We start from the raw sequence: 22467 nt of genomic DNA, 5'->3' as shown, positions 1-22467 counted from the left end.
AGAATCAAAATCCGATATGGAAGGAACGGCTCAGAACAATGCCGATCGTATTCTGATTAGGCGATCCAATGTCGGTAACAATCGGGCTGTCGGCAGCATCCCCGACCAGCCTGTCGAATTTATCGTAGACCAGCAAACTCGTTTTGGGATTGATCTGATAGGTCGCACCAACAACAAAGCCAACGGATTTGAACCCTGCGTCCGGCGAGAATGCGCTCAGGCTACCGTTATCCAGTGCTTCGGCACTACTTACGCCGAAACTGTTTTCCATGTACGTCGCATCGGCGAACGAGGCCCGGGGACCTGCCGATAGCAGAAACTTGTCGCCAACCGGCTGAAACCAATCGACCGCAAAATCCGCGACAAAGCCGTCATCGCTCTGAACGCCCTGCCGGGCTTCGGCTCGTATTCGCAGCCGGTTGTCGATAAGCCAATACTGTCCAAAGGCACCAACGTCGACGCTCCAGTCGATTTCGTGCACGCCGTGCACATCTGTGTGGGAACGGCTGCCTCTGATATTGGCGGCGGGTCCGAGCTCAACCCCGCCAAGCTCTATCAAGGAGAAATCGATGCTGTCGTCTGGAGCGCTCAAACCCGCTGGTTCGTTGGCCCGGCGGATATCGAAATTCGGTACAAAGCTAAAGTCATTGTCTCCCGACCCCTCAAACGTCGGCCCGTATTCGGTTCCGGCACCCAAGGTTACAATCCAGCCCGGGTTCTCTTCGACCGTCGTGACTGCCGGCTTATCCGCAGCGATGGACGCCGTGGCGGACGAGATTGTCACCATCACGCCGACCAATTGCATCGCTCGGGTTCTCACGCTCACTCGATCAACGAACAGTGCCATCTAGTCCCACCCCTCACACTGCATTCTGCCAATTTGGATCGCCAAGATATAGTCTACCAGGAATCATGAAAGCCAAGCCAGCGTTCTAGTACCTCAAAAGATACGGTCCATAGTATAGAAAATCAAAGTTTTAATATTGGCGATTATGTCAAGTTGATAACTGGCGTCTGTTCACGCGTTGCAGATGGATTCATGACAGGATTTCCAAATGGTTCCGTCGCCAACCGATTGCTTACAGTTCGCCCGGCATGGTGTTCAACGGCCGCCATTTCGACCAGTTCGTGATCTTGCTGTGTGTGCGCTGTATCTGTCGGTGCGTACGTTGTCACGGCACCTATGTGGTGGCTATGGCACGCTTTCTTCGGTTGGTATGCATTACACAGCCAGAGCGTGCTCAATGCAATCGATCATGGCCTGGCTTTCGAAAGGTTTGCGGAAAAACCCTTTGGCACCTGCCGCCATCAACCGTTTGTGTATGCGTTCATCCTCGAATGCGGTGATGAAGATGACCGGCGTGCCTACACCAATATTTCGCAGGATCTGGAACAACTCCACACCACCAATTCCGTCCATTTGCACGTCGGTTATCAGGCAGTCGATTTCAATAAGCCCCCGTTGCGCTAGGAATGATTCTGCGGAAGCAAATGTATGGACATTGAGCCCATGTGAGCTGATCAAATTCTCCATGGCATCGCGCAGTGACGCGTCGTCCTCGACGACGACTATGGATTTCAAACGGTGCACCAGATAACCTTTATGACGGTACTAAAAGCCTGTAACTATCAGCTGGTTACATGCACCATTGAGAGACTAGATGATATCATACAGAAGTTTAGGTTCTGGCATCACGTGTTTAAGCCGGGTCGAAGCGCCTCGTAGGCCTTGACCAGTTCCGCGAGAGTTCGCACACCCATCTTTTCCATCAGATGGCCACGATGGATCTTTACAGTTATCTCGCTGACACCGAGTTCGCCTGCAATCTGCTTGTTCATTAGGCCGCTCGTCACCAGGGCGATTACCTCACGCTCCCGGCTCGTCAAACTTTCATACCGCGCCATCAGCGCGGACAGTTCGCCTTCGTTCGCCCGGCGGCTTCGATCCAGTGCCAATGCATTCGAGACCGCATCCAGCATGTCCTGATCCCGAAATGGCTTCGTAAGAAAGTCGATGGCCCCGGCCTTCATCGCTCGCACTGACATGGGGACATCACCGTGACCGGTCATGAAGATAATGGGGATATTGTTCCCAAGCTTCGCCAGCTGGTTCTGAAAATCGAGTCCGCTGACGCCTGGCAGGCGAATATCGAGGACGAGGCAACTTTCGGCGGAAACTTTGGCAGGACGGGCAAGGAGTTCTGCGGTGGAGCCGAACAGTTCCACACGGATACCGACCGATTCGAAAAGATTGCGTAGCGCTTCCCGCAAATGCACATCATCGTCAACCACATAGACGATCGGCGTCGTGAGCACGGCCATCACCCGACCTCCTTATTAAATGGAATTGTGACTTCGAACGTGGTGCCAGCTCCCGGTTCGGAAGTTGCATTTATGCTCCCGCCATGGGCGGTCAAAATTGAACGGCATATTGACAAGCCCATACCCATTCCGTCGGGCTTCGTCGTATAAAACGGGTCAAACAGTCTATCGCGGACTTCAGGCGGGATGCCAGGGCCAGTGTCCTGGATTCGCAACACGACGGCGGCTTCCTCTGACAACGACTTCACCAGAAGCTCTCTCCTTCCGCCGGGAGCGTGCGCCATCGCTTGAATGGCATTCAAAATCAGATTCAGGACGACTTGCTGTAACTGTACCCTGTCCCCATGAATCTCCGGGAGATGGTCTGCGAGGTCAAATCTTGATGTCACCTGGTTGACATCAATTTCGCGTTGCAGCAGTGCGACTGTTTCCTCGGCGACCTCATTGAGATTAACGTTGACCGGGTTCGGCGACGACTTCACTGATAAACCGCGTAAATGCTTGATGACCTCGCTGGCGCGGGTAGCGTCGGCGACCATTCCCTCGATCGAAGATTCGACTTTTTTCAGATCGGGCACGTCCCTTCTGAGCCACCGCAAGCCGGCTCCTCCGTTGGTGACCACGGCGGCTAAAGGCTGATTGAGTTCATGAGCGATCGAGACCGTTAATTCGCCAAGGGTCGCGATCCGGGTGACATGGGCCAGCTGGCTTCGGGCGACATCGAGTTCGTTCTCTGCTTCCCGTCTCGCGGTAACATCCATTATGCTGATCAGAACCATGTCGAGAGTTGGGCGATCGGGCGGTACGGCAACATTATAAAGAAAGATGAGTTGGCGGCCCTGTGACGTTCTTATCACCGTTTCGGCTTCATAGCTGTGGTTTCCAGCCCAGATGGATGCGAGGAAATTCCAGACCTTACGTTCCACCTCTGAACTGACGAGAGCGGGCAGCAGCGTGCCCAGCCTATCTATATCCGGCATATTGAACATGTTCAGAGCGGTGTTGTTGGCGTTTATCAACTTGATCGATCTTAGCGCTTTCCGGACGAACCCGGAATCGAGGTTCTCAATATCCTCGATGCTTTGGACACCATCAGTTTTGTATTTGTCGATGGCAGTTTTAAGACCCGTAAAATCCATCTGGAGGATTCCAACACCCGTGGCCAGGAAAATGGACCGGTAACGCTGCTCACTGTCTTCCAGAATACCGATTGCCGCTTTTACCCTAAAAGCAAGAAATGTCGTTATCCCGGTGGCAGCAAGGCTGACGAAGCAACGTCCTATTGACTCTGCAGGGAGTTCCAGTCCGTGCGAAAGCAAAAAGCTTAGAAGCGTCAATCCCATGCAGCCAGCACCAATCGCAACAAGCTGGGTCTGATTGGCGAAATTGAGCGACAGCAGCACTACCACTACGTAGAGCACTGCAATGGCAATGTCGAATGTAGTCAACGTGTCCAGCAGGAAGACCGCCACAGCAATAAGCGCTGCAGCGACCGGGGAAAATCTTGACAACGAATTATCTCCATATGGTCGAGTCGATCGGGCTATACCAGATTGGCTGCAAGGCTGCACAATCTTAAGTAGCGCGATGTCGCTAAATTTCCGGGCTATCGCGGCGGTGTTGCGGCTCGCCTCGCGCACGTAACATCCGGCTGACGCTAAATGCCCCCTATACTCAAGTATAACTTAATCGAAACGAGTATCCACTGTCACAGCAGAAAGGCTTGGCCTACGCTCAATACAACAATCAGCCAGGATACTATGTGGAACAGAAAAGGGGTCGTTGAATGAGCCTGTCAATTTATACAACTAACCGTGTGAGGTCGCTCTATTCAGGCGACGCTGCCGCCGAGGTTTCGGCGGCCTTGACCACGCTCCTCGCAGACACGTTCGCGCTGTACCTAAAGACGAAAAGTTTCCATTGGCACATGACTCCAACGGGTTTTGGTATTTTCCAGCCACTGCTAGGCGAGCAAGCCGAGCAGATACTTTCGATCACAGATGTTATCGCTGAACGCATACGCGAACTCGGAGGCACGACGCTACATTCGATTGGTCATATCGGGCGACTGCAGAGGCTTGCCGACAACGATGCCGATTACCTTACGCCCGCAGAGATGTTGACTGAACTCGCCAGCGACAACAGGCAGCTCTCTTCATTCCTGCGTTGCACCCGCGATGTCTGCGACGTGCACCGGGATTTTGAGACGGCTGACTATTTCGAGACTTGGATCGACGAGGCCGATGGCCGAACGTGGTTTCTCATCGAAGCATGGCGCGCGCATCTCCGATCAACCCCGACAACAGCTGGGGCACTGCAGGTGCAAATGACATTATCGGAAAGGCTCATATAATGAATGCTTTTAGCCGTCGTGAGGCGCTCTTGGCGCTGTCAGCAGGTGGCATGGTTGCCGCCGCAGGGTCAACGAGTTATGCCGCAGACCTACCCCAACCGCGCCGCGCCGGAGCGGGCGGCGATGATCCTGGACCACGCAACGTGGATCGGGATATTCAGAATCCGGATATCCTTAACCAGCCGACTACCGATGCCGGTACCTTGCCAAATCTACGCTTTTCATTTGCCGATGCGCCTATGAAGCAATATCCGGCCGGCTGGACCCGGCAAATTACGAAGCGGGAACTTGGAATCTCCCAGAGCATAGCTGGCGTTGATATGCGGCTGAATGCCGGCGGCGTCCGGGAATTGCACTGGCACAAAGAATCCGAATGGGCTTACATTCTTTATGGGAATGCCAGGGTTACCGCTGTTGATCCCGAAGGCAAGAACTTTGTCGATGATCTTGGTCCAGGGGATATCTGGTATTTTCCATCTGGCACACCGCATTCCATTCAGGGGCTTGGTCCTGACGGCTGCGAATTTCTCCTCGTTTTCGATGATGGAGGTTTTGACGAGGACAGCACGTTCCTGTTGAGCGATTGGTTCAAGCACGTGCCAAAAAGTGTGCTCGCCAAAAATTTCGGCGTTCCTGCAACAAGCTTTGACAACCTGCCCGCTCCTAGCGACCGTTACATTTTCAATCTTCCCATTCCAGGCAACCTGGACAGTGACAAGATCGCTGGCGCAACCGCAGTTCCCAATGGTTTTGTGCATCGAATGGGTTCCCAGGTTCCGATTAAAACTAGCGGGGGCACTGTCCGCATTACCGACTCCAAAAACTTCCCCGTGTCAAAAACGATTGCGGCGGCCCTTGTGGAAGTCGAACCGGGCGGCATGCGGGAGTTGCACTGGCACCCGAATACCGACGAATGGCAATATTACATTCAAGGAATTGGAAGAATGGGCGTATTTGCAGCAAACGGCCACTCCCGCACATTTGATTTCGCAGCCGGCGACGTCGGTTATGTTCCTTTCGCAATGGGACATTACATCGAAAACACCGGCGATAAGCCCCTTGTGTTTCTCGAGACGTTCAAAAGCGACCACTACGCAGATGTCTCTCTCAATCAGTGGCTGGCACTTACCCCTCCGGAACTCGTCTCCGGACATTTGAACTTCGGTAAAGCAGCAATGGAAGCTTTGAAAAGAACCAAACAACCGGTTGTTAGCGGCGCGTAGATACGTGCGCGGTGATCTACGGGCCGCGCGGCATCAACTTGGATACAGGCTTCGCTTCCCGAAAGGAATCCGAATGTACGAAGAAACAATCAACAAGCTCTCCGAGTCGGGCGGGTCCAAGTCCATAACGCTTAAAGGTAACCCACTTGCCTTCATGATTGGCTCGACCATGGCGGGTGCATATATCGGCTTTGGCGACATCATCATGTTCACGGTGGGCGCACATGCAGACCCTTCATGGGCTCATCTTGTAATGGGTACTGTTTTCGCCTCGGCACTGACGATCGTCATTTTTGCCGGCTCGGAACTTTTCACCGGTATGACCATGTATATGCCGCTTGCGCTTCTGAGCGGCAAAACTGGTTTGATCGATCTTCTGCGCGTTTGGGTACTTTGCTGGCTGGGCAATTTCGCAGGAGCTTTCTTACTTGCGGTGCTCTTTAAACTTGGCGGCGGAGGTGTCCTGCTCGGCGACGGCAGTCCGGCATTCTTTGCCGCGGTTGCGGCGAAAATCAGTGCCCCGGCTCACGAGCTTTTTGCCCGGGGCATCATATGCAACTGGCTGGTTTGCCTCGCGATCTGGATGTCTTATCGAACCGAAAACGATGCTGCGAAAGTCTTTTTGATTTTTTGGCCGATCATGATTTTCGTCGCTGCTGGTTTCGAGCACTGCGTGGCAAACATGTTCGCCTTCTCATTAGCGCTCCTTGGCCCTCATCCAGCAACCATTAGTGTATATGGCGCTTTGCACAATCTGGTATTTGTCACTTTGGGCAACATTGTTGGCGGCGGGATCATGGTGGCCTTCGGATACTGGGTGCAATTCGCAGGCACTGCCCAAGCGGCTTCTCCGCTTGCCAGAAGCCGGACGATCCCCCGGTGAGCAGGACCGGCTGAAACTACCTTATTAACATAGTTTGAAAGCGGATTTGACATGGCCAGCAAACGACCCGACGGCATTGAAACGTATAACGCAGCAGCCGGCGGCTGGGGCGCATTGAAGGCGGTGGCCGAAAGCCTTTCGCGGCAGCAGGTAGTCGCACAGGGAGCCGCAACACTCTTGAAGGTCAATCAACCCGATGGTTTTGACTGTCCTGGCTGCGCCTGGCCTGATCCGAAACACACGTCTTCGTTCGAGTTTTGTGAGAATGGTGCCAAGGCCGTCACGTGGGAATCTACCGCCAAACGCCTGACGCCGTCGTTCTTTGCATCTCACACCGTCTCAGAATTGTGGGATTGGCATGATCATGACCTCGAAAACCAAGGGCGACTAACCCATCCGCTGATCTATGATGCGACCGTAGACAGATACGTAGAAATTGAATGGGACGACGCATGCCGGACGATCGCCGACGCGTTGAACGCGCTCCGCGATCCGAATATGGCGGAATTCTACACCTCCGGCAGAGCCTCGAACGAAGCCGCCTTCCTTTTTCAACTGTTCGTGCGGGCTTACGGAACGAACAATTTCCCCGACTGTTCCAATATGTGCCACGAAGCGACAAGCGTAGGTTTGCCTCAATCGATCGGTGTCGGCAAAGGCACCGTCACACTTGAAGACTTCGATTATGCTGATGCCATCTTCAGCTTCGGACACAATCCCGGGACGAACCACCCCCGCATGATGACGACACTGCGGGAAGCTGCGAAGCGGGGTGTTCCGATAGTGGTCTTCAATCCGTTAAAAGAGCGGGCGCTCGAACGGTTTGCTTCCCCCCAAAGTGCCGTCGAGATGGCAACGCTGACGTCCACAGAGATTTCCTCTGCCTATCATCAGGTGCGTCCCGGCGGTGATCTTGCCGTGCTGAAGGGGATGATGAAGCGAATTTTTCAACGGGACAGCGCGGATATAGAAAACGGCGGAAACGGCATGCTCGACCGTAGTTTTATCGCCGAACACACGGACGGCATCGAGGCTCTCCGAACAGACATCGATGAAACGACCTGGGATCAGATCGAGGCGATCTCCGGGCTCACGCGGGCGGCGATTGAAAGTGCCGGTGACGTTTACCTGAAGGCTAAGAACGTCATTCTCTGTTACGGGATGGGTATCACGCAGCATAGGAATGGTACTTCCAATGTTCAGCAAATCGCCAACTTTCTGATGTTGCGCGGGAACATCGGCCGTGAGGGAGCCGGCATTTGCCCATTGCGGGGCCATTCCAATGTTCAGGGTGATCGCACAGTAGGTATTACTGAAGCGCCCAACGCCGCGTTGCTGGATGGCATGGAGCGCGCCTTCGGCTTTCGCCCGGCCGCGGAGAAGGGTCATAACGCTGTAGAAGCTGTCGAGGCCATCAGCGACGGCCGCTCAAAGGCGCTGATCTGTCTCGGTGGCAATCTTGCCGTGGCAATGTCGGACCCTGACGCCACTTTCGCAGGCATGCGGAAGCTGGATCTGGCGGTTCACCTTACGACCAAGCTCAACCGCTCCCATCTGCTGACGGCGAGAACATCGATTATACTGCCGGTCCTGGGTCGCACCGATCTCGATATTCAGGCGACGGGCCCACAATCCGTCACGGTCGAAGACTCAATGTCGATGGTTCATGCATCGCGAGGCTTCCTGAAACCGCCAAGCGACTCGGTCCGCTCGGAGTCAGCTGTGATCGCCGGCATGGCCAAAGCGACCCTTGGCAACCGGCATGGTATAGCGTGGGATGCAATGATCGAAAACTACGACAGGATACGCGACAAGATTGAAGTGGTCTTTCCGGACTTCCATGACTTTAACGAGAGGATAAGGCAGCCCGGCGGGTTTCGTCTGAGTGTGCCAGCGTCCATCCGTGACTGGCGCACCCCGGCCAAAAAGGCCCAGTTTCTGGTCGCCGAAGGCCTTAACGAAGATCCGCAAGTTTCGGATCCTGATCTTCTCACATTGACGACCATTCGCAGTCACGATCAGTACAATACTACGATCTACGGCATGGATGATCGTTACAGAGGCGTGTTTGGACGACGCGATGTCATCTTTCTCAACGGGGATGACCTCGCCAGCAGGGGCCTCTCTGAAGGAGATATACTTGACGTCGAAGCAGCCCGAAACCCCGTTGAAATTGATGACCGGCCGCGGCTGGTTCGCCGCCTCACTGCGATCGCGTACAATATCCCGAGCGGATCCGCTGCCGGATACTACCCGGAAATGAACGGCCTGATCGCCTTGTCCCACTACGACCGCCGCTCGGGAACCCCTGGATTCAAGTCAATTCCCATCCGCATAAGGCTTGCGACACCAGGCGATTGATAGACCTGACAGAAGTTCGCAACCCGGCAACATTGAGCTTGGTACGGCCCCAACCACCGAATGGCTTCCGAGCTCGGCCTTGCTTGCGGCCCAAAGCACTATCCCGCTGACGTGTAAATCATTCGCCTTGTTCCGATAATAGTCGCTACCGCGCTGTCGGCGATCTAGCGGATTGCTATTGCCATCTCCGCTCCTTCATCTTCTCGTTAGTCCAAAATGGTATGAAGATGGGGGAGCTTCTCTTCCTTCGAAAAATCAGATGAGTTTTTGATTCACGCATGGTAGCAAGCGAGAACCTAGACCCACTTGACCAAGGGTCGAGAACTTCAGCCTGCTTAAAACGTTACTTCGGCCCTGATCCCGACTGGCGACACTTGGAGACGCCATTTTCATGGACGGCGAAAGGGACAAGCCCTATTGCCCCGCCTGACCGGTCCCTGCCAGACGGGTACGGGGGGCATCACCATCCTGACTATCAGAAGAAAGCAGCAGAGATTTGACGATGCCTGAGCGAGAACTAAACGTGATCAGGTTTCTGTGCAGTAGCTGTGGAGCCCTAAACCAACAGAAGCTAAGTCATTGAAAGTATGGTGCCGCATAGGTGACTCGAACACCTGACCCCATCATTACGAATGATGTGCTCTACCAACTGAGCTAATGCGGCAGGAAGAGAACTTCCAGATCCTTGAAAGCGGCCATCGTGATGTGCCGGCGGATGTCGCGCCTGATACCTTCATTGTGCTGCAAATGCAAGCCTAGAGATGCGTGCGTATCGTCAAACTACCAGTCTCCAACTCCCTCGATCCTCACGGGATCGCCAAATTAGAATTTTTCTATTTTGACGATAGACAAGTGTGAAAGAGCGGTTAATCTTCTCTCTACCACATGACGCCCGGAAGAGGCACCTGCGTCAACGTTCTGGGAGGAACCTATGGCCAAAGTGGAATTGTTCGTGAATGGGCGTGCCGTCACAGGCGAAGCCGAAGACCGCACACTGCTTGTGCACTTCCTGCGTGAAAATCTTGGGTTAACTGGCACGCATGTCGGGTGTGACACATCGCAATGCGGTGCCTGCGTGGTTCACGTCGATGGCAGGGCGGTCAAGTCCTGCACAATGCTGGCGGCCCAGGCCTCCGGCTCGACGATCACGACGATCGAGGGCCTCAGTCCCAACGGCGAACTGCATCCGCTTCAGGTCGCGTTTCGGGAAAATCATGCGCTTCAATGCGGTTTCTGCACGCCTGGCATGATTATGACTTCGGTCGATATGATACGGCGCCACCCAAACGGGCTCGATGAAGCAACCGTGCGGGATCAGCTTGAAGGCAATATTTGCCGCTGTACCGGCTATCACAACATCGTCAAGGCCGTGCTCGACGCATCGGACAAAATGGGCAAGGGCGCCGTCAAAGCCGCCTGATCATTTGGATTTTCAGTTTTGTAGCCGGTGGCTTGGAGGTCAACTTTTTCCAGGCAAACGCGCTCGCGACAGGGAGACGAAGCCATGGGTGTTGAAGGTATCGGAGCACGTGTTCTCCGCAAGGAAGACAAAAGATTTATCACTGGCAAGGGCCGCTATACTGACGATATGTCCGTACCGGGCATGAAGCATGCTGCCTTCGTGCGCAGCCCCCATGCTCACGCGAAAATCACCGGCATCGATGTTGAAACAGCGAAGAAGATGCCCGGCGTCATTGGCGTTTTGACCGGCGCGGAGCTCAAAGCGGACGGGATCGGCAATCTCATTTGCGGCTGGATGATCCATTCCAAAGATGGAACGCCCATGAAGATGGGCGCTTGGTCTCCGCTTGCCACCGACACGGTGCGCTACGTGGGCGATGCAGTGGTTATTGTGGTCGCCGATACGAAAGGGCAGGCGCGTGATGCGGCCGAGGCAGTCGACGTGTCATACGAAGAGCTTCCGGTCGTTGTGAAAACTGCCGAAGCCCTCAACGAAGGGGCGCCGCAACTTCATCCTGAAGCGCCGGGCAATCTGATTTTTGATTGGGACATCGGGGATGAAAAGGCCACGAATGATGCTTTCGCAGGCGCTGCGCACGTTACGAAAATGGATATTGTCAACGGCCGCCTCGTTCCTAATGCGATCGAGCCGCGTGCTACACTCGGTGTCTATGATGCTGGCGAGGACCATTATACATGCTGGACGACGTCTCAAAATCCGCATGTCGCACGCTTGGTGCTGAGCGCATTTTATAATGTCGCTCCGGAAAACAAGCTTCGTGTCATCGCTCCTGACGTCGGAGGCGGCTTCGGATCGAAGATCTTCATTTATCCTGAAGAACTCATTTGCCTCTGGGCATCAAAAAAAACCGGCGTTCCCGTCAAGTGGGTAGCCGACCGGACCGAAAGTTTTCTGGCAGATGCTCATGGTCGCGACCATGTAACCCATGCGGAACTAGCCTTTGACAAGGACAATAAGATCCTTGGCCTCAAGGTGCAGACAATTGCCAACCTCGGCGCCTATATGTCGCTGTTTTCGAGTTCTGTACCGACTTATCTTTATGCCACGCTTCTCTCTGGCCAATACGATATTCCGGCAATCCACGCCAATGTGAAAGCCGTTTATACCAACACGGCGCCCGTCGACGCCTATCGCGGGGCCGGGCGGCCGGAAGCAAGCTTTGTGCTTGAGCGCATCATGGAAACCGCAGCGCGTGAATTGAAGGTTTCTCCGGCAGAGCTTCGACGGAAAAATTTTATCCGCACTTTCCCCCACCAGACGCCGGTAATCATGAACTATGACGCGGGCGATTTTGATGCGACCCTTGATGCCGGGCTGAAGGCTGCCGATTATGAGGGATTCGAGAAGCGCCGCGAGGAGGCTGCCAAGCGCGGCAAGCTCCGCGGTATCGGATTGAGCTGCTACATCGAGGCCTGCGGCATTGCACCTTCCGCGGCAGTCGGCTCTCTTGGGGCAGGCGTGGGTCTGTGGGAGAGCGCTGAAGTCCGGGTCAACGCGATTGGCACAATCGAAATTCTGACTGGCTCCCATTCTCATGGCCAAGGACATGAGACTACCTTTGCGCAACTGGCGACCGAGCGTTTCGGAGTTCCGATCGACAGCGTTTCCATCGTTCATGGAGATACTGACAAGGTGCAGATGGGGATGGGGACCTATGGTTCGCGTTCCGGCGCGGTCGGAATGTCAGCCGTCGTCAAGGCTTTGGATAAGGTGGAAGCTAAGGCAAAGAAAATTGCTGCCCATCTCCTCGAAGCAGATGAAGCCGATATCGAGATCAAGGACGGTGATGTGAGAGTCGTTGGCACCGACAAGTCGCTGCCATGGTTTCAGGTAGCGCTTGCGGCTTACACCGCCCACAATCTTCCCTCCGGCATGGAACCGGGATTGAAAGAGGGTGCGTTCTACGATCCATCCAACTTCACGTTCCCAGGCGGCTGCCATATCTGCGAAGTGGAAATTGATCCTGAGACGGGTGTGACAGAGATAATTCAGTTTGTTGCTGCGGATGATTTCGGCAAGATCATAAACCCGATGATCGTCGAAGGACAGGTCCACGGCGGACTGGCTCAAGGCATCGGCCAAGCACTGCTGGAAGGCACGCATTATGACGATACGGGGCAGCTGCTAACTGCCAGCTTCATGGACTACACCATGCCCCGCGCGCAGAACCTGCCGTCGTTTAACATAATGACGACAGAAACGCCGTGCCCGTCCAATCCACTCGGAATCAAGGGGTGCGGCGAGGCGGGAGCAATTGGTTCGCCCCCCGCCGTTATCAACGCCATCACTGATGCAATCCACAACAACAATCTGACCATGCCGGCGACACCACAAACTGTGTGGAATGCCATCCAGGCTGCGAAGTGAGGGGAAATCATCATGTATGAGACACAGTACCATCGCGCTGCCTCCGTTGAAGAGGCTGCAAGACTGATGGGTGAAGCCGAAGATGGCAAATTCCTGGCTGGTGGAATGACCCTGATTCCAACCATGAAGCAGCGTCTGGCGTCGCCGAGCGATCTTATAGATCTCAGGAGAATCGAAGCGTTGAAAGGCGTCACGGTCGATGGGCGCACCGTGCGGATTGGCGCGGTCACGACACATTACGATGTCTCGACCAACGAGGAACTTGCCAAGATATGCCCAGCTATTACCAATCTCGCTGGCCATATCGGCGATCCGCAGGTGCGAAACATGGGCACGATTGGCGGGTCGATCGCCAACAACGATCCGGCTGCTGACTACCCCTCGGCGCTATTGGCGCTTGATGCGACGATAATCACCAGCCAACGCTCTTTGCCCGCGTCGGACTTCTTTATCGGCCTTTTCGAAACGGCGCTCCAGCCAGACGAGATTGTTGTGGCCGTGGAATTCGTTGCGCCTGACAAAGCTGCCTACAAAAAATTCCCAAATCCGGCTTCGCTTTACGCAATGGCCGGTGTTTTCGTTGCCAAATCGGGTGACAATATCCGTGTTGCTGTAACGGGCGCTGGCGAGGGCGGGGTTTTTCGTCTCAAGGATGCCGAGGCAGCACTCGCCGGAAACTTCAGTCCCTCAGCGCTAGATAGTCTCGCTGTGGATCCGGACGTCCTCCTATCCGACATGCATGCTTCTGCCGACTATCGCGCCAATCTGGTCAAGGTCATGGCAAAACGCGCTGTTGCGGAGATCTCGAACAGACCGATGTGAAACAAACATCTCTTGGCACGCCGACAGTTCTACTACGCTGCACAAAGCGCCGTCTTTGCCGCGTGATATTCCTGTTCAAGGCGGGCAATGAGGTTGCTTGCGGAAGCGATTTCTTTAACGGCCGAAATGCCTTGACCGCAGCCCCAGATATCTTTCCAGGCCTTGGCGCCGGTCGTCGCTGCCTCGAAGTCCATTTTGGAGGGGTCAGCCTCTGGCAAATGATCCGGGTCCATTCCGGCCTTGGCTATTGATGGCTTCAGATAGTTTCCATGAATCCCGGTGAAGTAATTCGAATATACGATGTCGGAAGAATTGGAGTCGACAATCATCTGTTTATAGTCATCGCCCGCGCGCGCTTCTGTGGTGGAGATGAAGGGCGAGCCGATATAGGCAAGGTCGGCACCCATGGCCTGCGCCGCCAGAATGGCGCGGCCGGTCGCAATGGCACCCGACAGCAACAAAGGCCCATCGAACCATTCACGGATTTCCTGGACAAGCGCGAACGGCGAGAGCATTCCCGCATGGCCACCCGCACCTGCTGCGACTGCTATCAACCCGTCCGCGCCTTTGCGAATAGCTGAATTCGCATGGCGGTTGTTGATGATGTCGTGAAGGACAATACCACCATACGAGTGGATGGCCTCGTTCACCTCCGGCACCGCTCCCAACGATGAAATAACGATGGGAACTTTGTATTTTACGCACATCATCAAATCGTGTTCGAGCCGCTTGTTCGAGCGGTGTACAATCTGATTCACGGCAAACGGCGCAGCAGGGAAGTCGGGGTTTTTCTCGTCATGAGTGCGTAGGTCTTCCGTAATCTCTGCGAGCCACTCGTCGAGCTGTGCTTCGGGGCGGGCATTCAAAGCCGGAAAAGATCCAACAATTCCGGCCTTGCACTGTGCGAGGACAAGTGCTGGATGTGAAATGATAAACAACGGAGCGCCAACAACCGGAATTCGCAACTTCGACTTCAAAATATCCGGCAAGGCCATTGTTCATCTCCCAATTTTGACGTTAGCGTAAACGTAATTTGCTTTACCAGAGCTGACGCATTGGGAGCAAGTGAAAGAGTGATTTTATAATCAAGCCGCAATGCAGCATGTCGAACAATAGCGTTCACAATTCGAAACCGCCGCCATCATTGCGCCGCGCGAGTCTTGAATAAGCAGCGAGATGCGTTATGGCTAGCCAATCATGCAAGCCGTGTTGAAGGGATAATCGTCGAGTTGGAAGCGATCGAGCAAGCGATCAGGAATGCGTTGGCCAAAGTTGACGTCGGGAACCCCACGATTCGACAGAAGGTTTACGAATCGGCCTGGGGAGCGCATGAGCGTTCGCTTGCGGCAAACGGGGCGTTGGACGACGGGCAACGGGACGAACGCCGCGAACGGCTGAAGGACGCAATCACCAGGATCGAAAAAGAAGTTCAGACGACTGGTTCGATAGCGCCTCCAGTGCCTGCGCCGGTTGTTGAAAGACGCGAACCGGTGCTTTCGCAGTCCACGACCAGGATCGAACCAACGATTGATGTCGGACAGGAACCTGAACTTGACGCGCCGGAACTGGTATCGGATGAACCTGTTACTGCCGACAATTATCGCCCCGACCGTTTGCGCTCACGGCTAAAGCGAAACACGGAACGCAAAAAGGCGAGCGGCCTAACCAAATTTGTTATCATTCTCGCCAGCCTGGCTCTAGCGCTCGGTCTGCTCTGGCTTGTTGCTTCCGGAATCATTAATTCGAAGCCATCCAGCATCCCGCCAAGCACCGGCAATCCGGCAGTAAGCGGTAGCCATGAGCCGCTGAAGGAAGGCGAGTTGTCACCTGAGGGTAACTGGATTACGGTTTTTGATCCGTCCGACACAACGCAGGTATCTGTCGCCGGACGGGCGACGGCGACGATCGGTGGCGATCAGGTGGAAAAGTATCTGCGTATCAAGTCGCCCGGTGAAGCCGATGAAGTTAGTTTCCAGGTCGGCCAAGGCGTTCTAGAACAGCTTGCCGGCAAAAACACGATGTTCGATATCGTAGCCAAGAGCGAGGATGGTGCGAGGACGCAAATGGCGGTGAGCTGCGACTTCGGGGATCTGGGTGATTGCGGACGCAAGCGTTTCGATGTTTCCGATGCGAGCAGCGAGTATCTGGTGCAGAAGCAATTTCCGGCGGACAAGAAACCCGCTGCGGGCGGCGCGATCAAGATCAATTCGGATATAACCCAGGCGGGAAAGTCGGTCGATATAATCTCGATTCGCGTCCAGGTCACGAATTAGAAGAGGATGGAGCGCGCGTTCCTATCTTCCGGCGATCTGATTGCCGACCGCCGTGCCTCCTATGCTGACATGCTGTTCGAAACCGGAGATCATGGCGCGGCCGCAGACCTCATGCGGCAGGCACTGGAGATAACTCCCAATTGGACTGCCGGCCTTTTTCGCCTTGGCGAGATGCATGAGGCGGCGGGGCAGGGTGATGCCGCGGCTGAAGCTTGGTGCAAATTGCTGCAGCTCGATCCAGACGATCGCTTTGGCGCAGGGTTGAAGCTCGCAGCAACCGGCCACGCTGCCGTACCGGAAACGCCGCCCACAGCCTATGTCGAAACCCTATTCGACGCTTATGCGCCAACTTTTGAAATAGCGCTTTTGGAGAGGCTGGAGTATCGCGTCCCCGAATTGCTGGCGAACGCCATCAAGGTGGCTGTGCCGGAACGGCGTTTCCGCTCCGTGCTTGATCTTGGCTGCGGCACCGGCCTGATGGGTCCGTATTTCCGCGCCGATGCCGATGAACTAGGCGGCGTGGACCTCTCCGAAGCCATGCTGCAGAAGGCTGCCGAAAAACAAGTCTATGACACTCTTATCAAAGGCGATGTCAACGAACTCGATACGCCTGCCCAAAGCGCCGATCTCATCATTGCGGCGGATGTCTTTGTCTATGTCGGTGATCTCCACCGTGCCTTCAACAATGTCGCCGGGGCCTTGGTAACAGATGGGTTGTTCGCATTTTCCGTTGAGAACCATTCGAGCGACAATGAGCTGATCCTACAGCCATCGCTACGTTACACCCATTCCGAAAGCTACGTTCGGCGGGTCCTGGCGGAGAATTCCATGACATTGGTAAGTTTGCAGCAGGAGACTATCCGTCTTGATCGGGGCGAACCCCTGCAAGGGCTTATCGTCGTCGCGAAGCCCGACATCTGATTAATCTTTGCGGAATACCAGTCGTCCCATCCAACCAGTCACGACGGCAAGGAACACGGCAAAAAGACCGTAAAGCAGGCTGTATTGATTAGCGGCGCGGTAGATGCGGAACTCCAGCCCCGCTTTGACAATGTTGAGGCTCGTCGAGCTTTCACGCAAGAACTCACCATTGCGAAACAGATATGCGCGCGCAATGTGTTTGCCCACAGGCACGTTGGCGGGCAACGAGAGGGTCGCACGGAACAACGTGGATGACAGGAATTGCACGTCGCCAGGGCGTTGATTGTATAGACGCTGTTTGAGCTTCAGCCGGGGCAACTCCTTGGTGAACTCCTTCAGGGATTCGCTCGATCCAAAGCCGTCAGGTATTGGCTCGTAGAAGATATTGTTGACCCCTAGGCTAAGCTGGCCGAATATTTTCGGCGTTGCTATATCCTGCAGATTGCGGGTTGATGCGAGCGAATAGGATGCCGGAATGTGTTGGAATGATACGGATTCCGCATTGACCCAAATGCCAAAAAATCTGTCCTTGCGTCGCACGACAAAATCCCTCTCGGGACCTTGCAGGACCACAACGATATCATAGCGACCTTGCCGCTGGATCAGCGGATCAGCATTGTCCAACGCACCGAAAACCGTCAGGTCAGTGCCTCGGAAGCCGGATGTGATCGCGATCGTATCGGTCGAGAGGCCGATTTCAACGGTTTCCTTGTTGCCAGGCAATTGCTGTGCACTGGCCTGTTGTCCCGCAGCGAGCGCAATGATCAGAATTAGAGCAGCGGCGGGCGTATTCATTGCGCTGCCCTCGTGGCCAGCGCAATGCTGATCGAATAAACGTCATCGGGTGTGACAAAGAGTTCGATGGCAAGGCGCAGGCCAACGGCCAGAACCAGCATGGCCAGCAGCGCGCGCAATTGTTCGCCGCGCAATTTCTGGCCGATGCGAGCGCCATATTGGGCGCCGATCACTCCCCCCGTCATCAAAAGCATCGCCAGTACAATATCGACTGATTGATTGGTCGTTGCCTGCATGACAGTGGTGAAGGCCGTGACGAAAACGATCTGATAGAGGGACGTCCCGATAACCACGTTTGTCGGCACCTTCAGTAGGTAAATCATCGCGGGAACCATGATAAAGCCGCCGCCGACGCCCATGATCGACGAGAGAAACCCTATGGCTCCACCGAGCACCAAAACGGGGATGATGCTCACATAGATCTTCGAGGCGCGGAACCGCATCTTGAAAGGCAGGCGGTGTACCCAATTATGCTGGCCCGGCTTCTTCAGATTGGAGAGCTGGCCAGCTCTCGTCCTTCGCATGGCCTGAAGGCTCTCATACAACATCAGACCGCCAACAGTGCTAAGAAAGACGACATAGAGAAGCGACACTATGAGATCGAGCTGGCCAAGTTCGCGCAACAGAACAAAGACATAAATACCGACGCCTGCACCGGCGATGCCGCCTACAACCAGCAACGAACCTAGCTTGACGTCGAGTGTGCCGCGTTTGAAATGGGTAAGAGCCCCGCTGAATGACGAAGCAATGACTTGGTTTGCGCCAGTAGCGACCGCAACAGCAGGTGGGATATTATAAAAGATGAGAAGCGGCGTTATCAAAAAGCCGCCGCCAACGCCAAACATACCCGATAAAAATCCTACCGCCGCGCCCATAAAAAATAGCACGAAGACATTGACCGAAATCTCGGCGATAGGCAGGTAAATACCCAATGCGAACCCCAAACCCATTGTGGTGTCAGGACACCGTCGTAACACCACAATGACAGCAATTCTTTAAGGTTTCTTGCCCGCTTGCCGGGCTCAAGTCAAATTCTGACTGAGGGCCCCAATACATTGCGGTTTAAACGCGAATCCCTGTGTCGCAATAGCATTGTTATAATGGTTTTAAGAGAGAAACTTATCCCCTTGGCAAGGTCAGCCATTCTTCCTGAGTAAATTGCGAACCAGATCCTTGTCGATATTGCCGGTGGCCTTGAGCCCATTGTCCTTCTGGAACGCCATGATCGCGTCGCGTGTTTTAGCGCCGATTTTACCGTCCGAACCGCCGGCATCGTAGCCGTGCTTGTTGAGGATGAGCTGAACGTTGCGGATGGCCTTTTCCATGTCGATCGAACCGGTCGTCGTTGGGCTTTCCTGCCAATCCGCGGGCACGTTAAGGGCGTTGGCGTCGGGATTCAGCTGTTTCGGCTTCCAAAGCTCGGTGGCAGCTTTCGCGCGTTCAAGCTGCTCGGGAGACATGATCTTGGCCACGTCGTCTCGCTTCTGAGCAGCGTCCTTGTCACCGGCATTGGCCGCAATGGCGAACCATTTATAGCTCTCTTCCAGATTCTGTGGCAGGCCCACACCCTTGGCTGAAAGTATGCCAAGATTGAACTGGCTGTCCTTGACACCGAGTTCGGCTGCCTGGGCAAACCAACGCGCGGCGGCTTCGTTGTCCGGGGCTACACCATCGGTTCCGGCGGCAAAAAGGACTGCGAGGTTGTGCATGGCGCTCGCGTTGCCTTGTTCGGCGGCAAGCTGGTAATAAGTCTTGGCTTTCGCCAGATCGCGAGTAAGACCAAGGCCCTTCTCGTAGAAGTTGCCGATACGGTATTGCGCCGGCGCGAAGCCCCGTTCTGCAGCAAGATTGTACCATTCGGCTGCTTTGGCGAAGTCATTGCTGACACCGCGCCCGTCCATATAGTTGTTACCGATTTCGAAAAGAGCCTTGCTGTCGCCGTTTGCTGCCGCATCGCGCAGTGGTTGGGGTCCAGCCTCAGTCGGAATGGCCGGAATGGCTGTGGTCGATGCAGTATCGATGACCGGTGCCACCGGCGTGGCGTCGATGGTGGATGGTGTTGCTTGCTGCGTGGCGATAACCGCTTTCACACTATCCGGTGCGGGCTGTGAGGCAGCCAGTTCCTTTGGTGCGCTGTTTTCGGCCGGAGTTGTAAGTTCCGGAGTCTTTCCTTGCTCTACAGGTTGTGGTGCTTTGGCTGCAACATCGCCTACTTGTTCGGGTGGCGTAGGCTGGGCAATGGATGCCTTATCAATTCCGTCCGCATAGTTCAGATATGCATTCTTCAGTTGCAGACCTGCAATTGCGATCATGATCGCGCCGATCGCCAAGAGAATTGGCCTGCGCTGGCGTGTAAGCAGGCTGTCCTTGGCATCGTCAGTCCTGTCCGACACAGGAGTGCGTTTCTGGCTCTCGACTTCCGAGGCTGCTGCGTGAGCAGCACGCCGGGCGGCGGCGATGAAATCGGCTTTGCCAGCGGATGCATCGGCGGCAAGTGGCATATCACGGCGGTCATCGCGAACGCGCTTCAGGATAGAATTCAGATCTGGCATGCCGGAGCCAGGCTCAAGCGGACGGTTTAGGATGTTGGGATCCAGATCGACTTTGTCTGTCTTCATTGCCTCCTCGACGATATCGATTTCTAAGTCCTGTGGCACCATTTCCTGTCTGCTGCGTCCCTTCAGGCCGCGGGCAAGGCTGCTGAAGAGAGATCTTTTTTCGTGGGGTCCCTCTTCCGCAACATCAGCACGCGTCGCTTCCGATGGTAGTTCCTGGCTCGTCAAGAAGATCGCCGTATCGAGAGCCGGCCCGACATCTATGGGGGAATCGTAAGCCAGCGTAGCTTTCATCGCTGGCTCTTCGGGGATGACTGTGTCTTCAATCCGCGCTGCAAGGGGCCTGTGGACCGGAACCGGCCCGCTTTCGAGCGAGGCAAGACGGTCAACTATCTTGAGCAACGTATCGTGGATTGCCTCGAACGTCTTGCTGTTCCGCTCTTCGGATTTGCGTGAAAGTTTTTCCAGCGTCTTCAAGTCGGCGGCGAGTTCGCGGGCAATCATGCTATCGTGGTCGCTGCCAAAATTAGAAGTGTTGCGGATCGCCTCAGTCGCAGCGTTGCGGGCAGCCTCCACGACGAGATCACGGTTTGCCGCCATTGATTCTTCAATCGCGTCGAGGCGTGGTGGGATTGCGGACATTTCGGCGTATCGATCATTCGATTGAGCCAGATGCTCGGCCAAACCCGCAATCTGCAGTTCAAGACTACGGATGACATCGTGCGTATTCTCGGTTTGCGGCATGTTTTGCGCAATGTAGCGCGCCATGTCCTCGAAACGGGCTTCGATATTGTCGGTCAAGCGAATGTCGCTGTTCTCGCTCATCAGGTGGTGGTCGTCGAGACGGCGCGTTAGTTCTTGGAAGCGCTGATCGATCTTTTCGATGAACTCAGGATCCGCTGCTGGTTTTGGTAGGGTTTCAAGCTTGTCGATGATCTGCAGAACGCGGCTTTCAAGGTCGCGGAAATCGGAGATGTTGATCGCCGCCGGTGCGGTTTGCAAATGGCGCATCACTGCCGAAAGCTGTTCAGACAAGATGTCAAGACTGATCGCAGGTGTTTTGCTCTGCTCGGTAAGTTGATCAACACGCTCGGCGAGTTCGCCCATGCGCTTCAGGATCGTATCCGAGGTGCGGTCGGGCGACGCCAGCGCCGCAATGCGTGCCTCCAGGCGTTCGAAAGCATCGACTTCGATTGAGTGGCCGGAAGCTGGTTGCGAGGTAGCGACGATGGCGCGGCTGATCTCGTCGAGTCGTTCATCGAGCTGCTGCATGTATTTGGAAGGCAGCGAGGTGCCACTTCCAGTAGTCGAAGGGTTACGCTGTACAAAGGCATCGAAGCGTTCATCGATTGCGTCCCAGCGATCGCCAAGATTCTGCACCGATTCTTCGCGGGCCAATGTATTGACAGTGCGCTTCAATTCATCGAGGTCCCCGCGCAGCATGGAAAGATGACCCGTCTCCGGCTGGCTTGCGGAAGTGCGGTTGAACAGGCGATCACTTGAAGCGGTTGACTGGCTGAGTCTACCAATCGTTTCGTTATGTGGTTCTGCAAAGTGGGCGGGCGCCTTGATCTCGCCCTCCATCTCCTCACGGAGCTGTTTGAGTTGAACGGCAATTGCCGAGAGGTCATACTTGTGTGAAGTAGGTGTCTGGGCAAGGTAACGGGGCGTGGTCAATTGACCGGCACGGGAGGCGAGGGCAGCAAACCGGTCGGCAATATCCTCATTTTCCGGAAAAACTTCCTTCTTTGGCTCCATCGCACCACGCAACTGGCTCTCAAGATCCTCAAGCGTACGGTTGATACTGTCGAGCGACGTCGCATCACGGCGTGCGCGATTCACATTGACCTGTTCCATTAGTGACCTCTGGTTCGTCATGGACGTCTGTTGCTCGAGTTGACGCCACACCGTGGCGGGTGAAAAATCATCACTCTCTGGAAACAGCCGGTAACGCTGTGCGCGTCGGGGCCAAACCGGAGAGCCCAGGGCTTGCGCCCCATGCGATCCGACAAGCCGTGAAAAACAAATCACACATAGACACGGTTCACCGTCATCGTGACATTGGCGAAACGTGGTAAACAACTGGTTAAGACCTTGGATGGAATGGTT

Annotated in this window: 17 protein-coding genes and 1 tRNA gene; 9 read left to right on the top strand and 9 right to left on the bottom strand. The window is 55.0% G+C overall.

Annotated elements, in window-relative coordinates; translation table 11 throughout:
- Window positions 1–4 precede the first annotated feature (4 nt).
- The 4 genes from FHS21_RS26295 to FHS21_RS26280 form a co-directional block, all read right to left on the bottom strand.
- Window positions 5–847 carry a MipA/OmpV family protein gene (locus FHS21_RS26295; RefSeq protein WP_246411212.1) on the bottom strand — a complete coding sequence of 281 codons (843 nt, stop codon included), beginning with the start codon at window positions 845–847 and terminating at the stop codon, window positions 5–7.
- A gap of 375 nt (window positions 848–1222) precedes the next feature.
- Entirely contained in the window at window positions 1223–1591 is a 369-nt protein-coding gene (locus FHS21_RS26290) for a response regulator transcription factor (RefSeq protein WP_112528195.1), read from the bottom strand.
- 101 nt (window positions 1592–1692) lie between these two features.
- The gene (locus tag FHS21_RS26285; protein ID WP_112528197.1) at window positions 1693–2322 is read right to left on the bottom strand and encodes a response regulator transcription factor; all 630 of its coding nucleotides are present in this window, start codon (window positions 2320–2322) and stop codon (window positions 1693–1695) included.
- Entirely contained in the window at window positions 2322–3962 is a 1641-nt protein-coding gene (locus tag FHS21_RS26280) for a sensor histidine kinase (RefSeq protein ID WP_312879936.1), read from the bottom strand. Before FHS21_RS26280 ends, FHS21_RS26285 begins: the two co-directional genes overlap by 1 nt.
- Before the next feature lie 146 nt (window positions 3963–4108).
- On the opposite strand from FHS21_RS26280, the gene FHS21_RS26275 reads away from it, so the two are divergent.
- The 4 genes from FHS21_RS26275 (at window position 4109) to FHS21_RS26260 (ending at window position 9142) form a co-directional block, all read left to right on the top strand.
- On the top strand, window positions 4109–4675 hold the full coding sequence (locus tag FHS21_RS26275) for a Dps family protein (RefSeq protein ID WP_183664842.1): 567 nt from the start codon (window positions 4109–4111) through the stop codon (window positions 4673–4675).
- A complete protein-coding gene (locus tag FHS21_RS26270) occupies window positions 4675–5898 on the top strand; it encodes an oxalate decarboxylase family bicupin (protein ID WP_112528203.1) in 1224 nt (407 codons plus the stop codon). The genes FHS21_RS26275 and FHS21_RS26270 overlap by 1 nt, the downstream gene beginning before the upstream one ends.
- 73 nt (window positions 5899–5971) lie before the next feature.
- Window positions 5972–6781: a formate/nitrite transporter family protein gene (locus FHS21_RS26265; RefSeq protein WP_112528205.1), complete on the top strand. Its 810-nt coding sequence runs from the start codon at window positions 5972–5974 to the stop codon at window positions 6779–6781.
- Window positions 6782–6832: 51 nt separating this feature from the next.
- Complete coding sequence (locus FHS21_RS26260) at window positions 6833–9142, top strand: FdhF/YdeP family oxidoreductase (protein ID WP_112528207.1); 2310 nt, start codon at window positions 6833–6835, stop codon at window positions 9140–9142.
- Window positions 9143–9730: 588 nt separating this feature from the next.
- On the opposite strand, the gene FHS21_RS26255 is transcribed toward FHS21_RS26260, so the two are convergent.
- Window positions 9731–9806 (bottom strand) — tRNA-Thr (locus FHS21_RS26255).
- A gap of 267 nt (window positions 9807–10073) precedes the next feature.
- Between FHS21_RS26255 and FHS21_RS26250 the strand changes: the two genes are divergently transcribed.
- The 3 genes from FHS21_RS26250 (at window position 10074) to FHS21_RS26240 (ending at window position 13814) form a co-directional block, all read left to right on the top strand.
- Complete coding sequence (locus FHS21_RS26250; protein ID WP_112528209.1) at window positions 10074–10562, top strand: (2Fe-2S)-binding protein; 489 nt, start codon at window positions 10074–10076, stop codon at window positions 10560–10562.
- Window positions 10563–10646: 84 nt separating this feature from the next.
- On the top strand, window positions 10647–12992 hold the full coding sequence (locus tag FHS21_RS26245) for a xanthine dehydrogenase family protein molybdopterin-binding subunit (RefSeq protein WP_183664840.1): 2346 nt from the start codon (window positions 10647–10649) through the stop codon (window positions 12990–12992).
- A gap of 12 nt (window positions 12993–13004) precedes the next feature.
- Window positions 13005–13814, top strand: a complete 810-nt coding sequence (locus tag FHS21_RS26240) for an FAD binding domain-containing protein (protein WP_112528212.1) — start codon at window positions 13005–13007, stop codon at window positions 13812–13814.
- Window positions 13815–13846: 32 nt separating this feature from the next.
- On the opposite strand, the gene FHS21_RS26235 is transcribed toward FHS21_RS26240, so the two are convergent.
- Window positions 13847–14809 carry an NAD(P)H-dependent flavin oxidoreductase gene (locus FHS21_RS26235; RefSeq protein ID WP_183664838.1) on the bottom strand — a complete coding sequence of 321 codons (963 nt, stop codon included), beginning with the start codon at window positions 14807–14809 and terminating at the stop codon, window positions 13847–13849.
- A gap of 267 nt (window positions 14810–15076) precedes the next feature.
- Between FHS21_RS26235 and FHS21_RS26230 the strand changes: the two genes are divergently transcribed.
- Together FHS21_RS26230 and FHS21_RS26225 are read left to right on the top strand one after the other, a co-directional pair.
- Window positions 15077–16087 (top strand): hypothetical protein, encoded by a 1011-nt coding sequence (locus FHS21_RS26230; protein ID WP_210283635.1) that lies wholly within the window; start codon window positions 15077–15079, stop codon window positions 16085–16087.
- Between the two features lie 6 nt (window positions 16088–16093).
- Complete coding sequence (locus FHS21_RS26225) at window positions 16094–17008, top strand: class I SAM-dependent methyltransferase (protein WP_183664836.1); 915 nt, start codon at window positions 16094–16096, stop codon at window positions 17006–17008.
- Here FHS21_RS26225 and FHS21_RS26220 read toward each other — a convergent pair whose 3' ends face one another.
- From FHS21_RS26220 to FHS21_RS26210, 3 genes are all read right to left on the bottom strand, one after another.
- Window positions 17009–17803 carry a TIGR02186 family protein gene (locus FHS21_RS26220; protein WP_112528220.1) on the bottom strand — a complete coding sequence of 265 codons (795 nt, stop codon included), beginning with the start codon at window positions 17801–17803 and terminating at the stop codon, window positions 17009–17011.
- A complete protein-coding gene (locus tag FHS21_RS26215) occupies window positions 17800–18735 on the bottom strand; it encodes a sulfite exporter TauE/SafE family protein (RefSeq protein ID WP_112528258.1) in 936 nt (311 codons plus the stop codon). Before FHS21_RS26215 ends, FHS21_RS26220 begins: the two co-directional genes overlap by 4 nt.
- Before the next feature lie 204 nt (window positions 18736–18939).
- On the bottom strand, window positions 18940–22215 hold the full coding sequence (locus tag FHS21_RS26210; protein ID WP_162701879.1) for a peptidoglycan-binding protein: 3276 nt from the start codon (window positions 22213–22215) through the stop codon (window positions 18940–18942).
- Between the last annotated feature and the right edge of the window lie 252 nt (window positions 22216–22467).

This window comes from Phyllobacterium trifolii, assembly GCF_014192095.1.
Taxonomy (GTDB): Bacteria; Pseudomonadota; Alphaproteobacteria; order Rhizobiales; family Rhizobiaceae; genus Phyllobacterium; species Phyllobacterium trifolii.
Note: the sequence above shows the minus strand (reverse complement) of the source record. Positions and strands in the feature narration are given on the sequence as shown.

What these genes read in the sequence shown, in the direction of transcription:
- FHS21_RS26295 (WP_246411212.1), bottom strand. Translation starts at nt 847, where the DNA reads ATGGCACTGTTCGTTGATCGAGTGAGCGTGAGAACCCGAGCGATGCAA.
- FHS21_RS26285 (WP_112528197.1), bottom strand. Translation starts at nt 2,322, where the DNA reads ATGGCCGTGCTCACGACGCCGATCGTCTATGTGGTTGACGATGATGTG.
- FHS21_RS26275 (WP_183664842.1), top strand. Translation starts at nt 4,109, where the DNA reads ATGAGCCTGTCAATTTATACAACTAACCGTGTGAGGTCGCTCTATTCA.
- FHS21_RS26270 (WP_112528203.1), top strand. Translation starts at nt 4,675, where the DNA reads ATGAATGCTTTTAGCCGTCGTGAGGCGCTCTTGGCGCTGTCAGCAGGT.
- FHS21_RS26265 (WP_112528205.1), top strand. Translation starts at nt 5,972, where the DNA reads ATGTACGAAGAAACAATCAACAAGCTCTCCGAGTCGGGCGGGTCCAAG.
- FHS21_RS26260 (WP_112528207.1), top strand. Translation starts at nt 6,833, where the DNA reads ATGGCCAGCAAACGACCCGACGGCATTGAAACGTATAACGCAGCAGCC.
- FHS21_RS26250 (WP_112528209.1), top strand. Translation starts at nt 10,074, where the DNA reads ATGGCCAAAGTGGAATTGTTCGTGAATGGGCGTGCCGTCACAGGCGAA.
- FHS21_RS26245 (WP_183664840.1), top strand. Translation starts at nt 10,647, where the DNA reads ATGGGTGTTGAAGGTATCGGAGCACGTGTTCTCCGCAAGGAAGACAAA.
- FHS21_RS26240 (WP_112528212.1), top strand. Translation starts at nt 13,005, where the DNA reads ATGTATGAGACACAGTACCATCGCGCTGCCTCCGTTGAAGAGGCTGCA.
- FHS21_RS26235 (WP_183664838.1), bottom strand. Translation starts at nt 14,809, where the DNA reads ATGGCCTTGCCGGATATTTTGAAGTCGAAGTTGCGAATTCCGGTTGTT.
- FHS21_RS26225 (WP_183664836.1), top strand. Translation starts at nt 16,094, where the DNA reads ATGGAGCGCGCGTTCCTATCTTCCGGCGATCTGATTGCCGACCGCCGT.
- FHS21_RS26220 (WP_112528220.1), bottom strand. Translation starts at nt 17,803, where the DNA reads ATGAATACGCCCGCCGCTGCTCTAATTCTGATCATTGCGCTCGCTGCG.
- FHS21_RS26210 (WP_162701879.1), bottom strand. Translation starts at nt 22,215, where the DNA reads ATGGAACAGGTCAATGTGAATCGCGCACGCCGTGATGCGACGTCGCTC.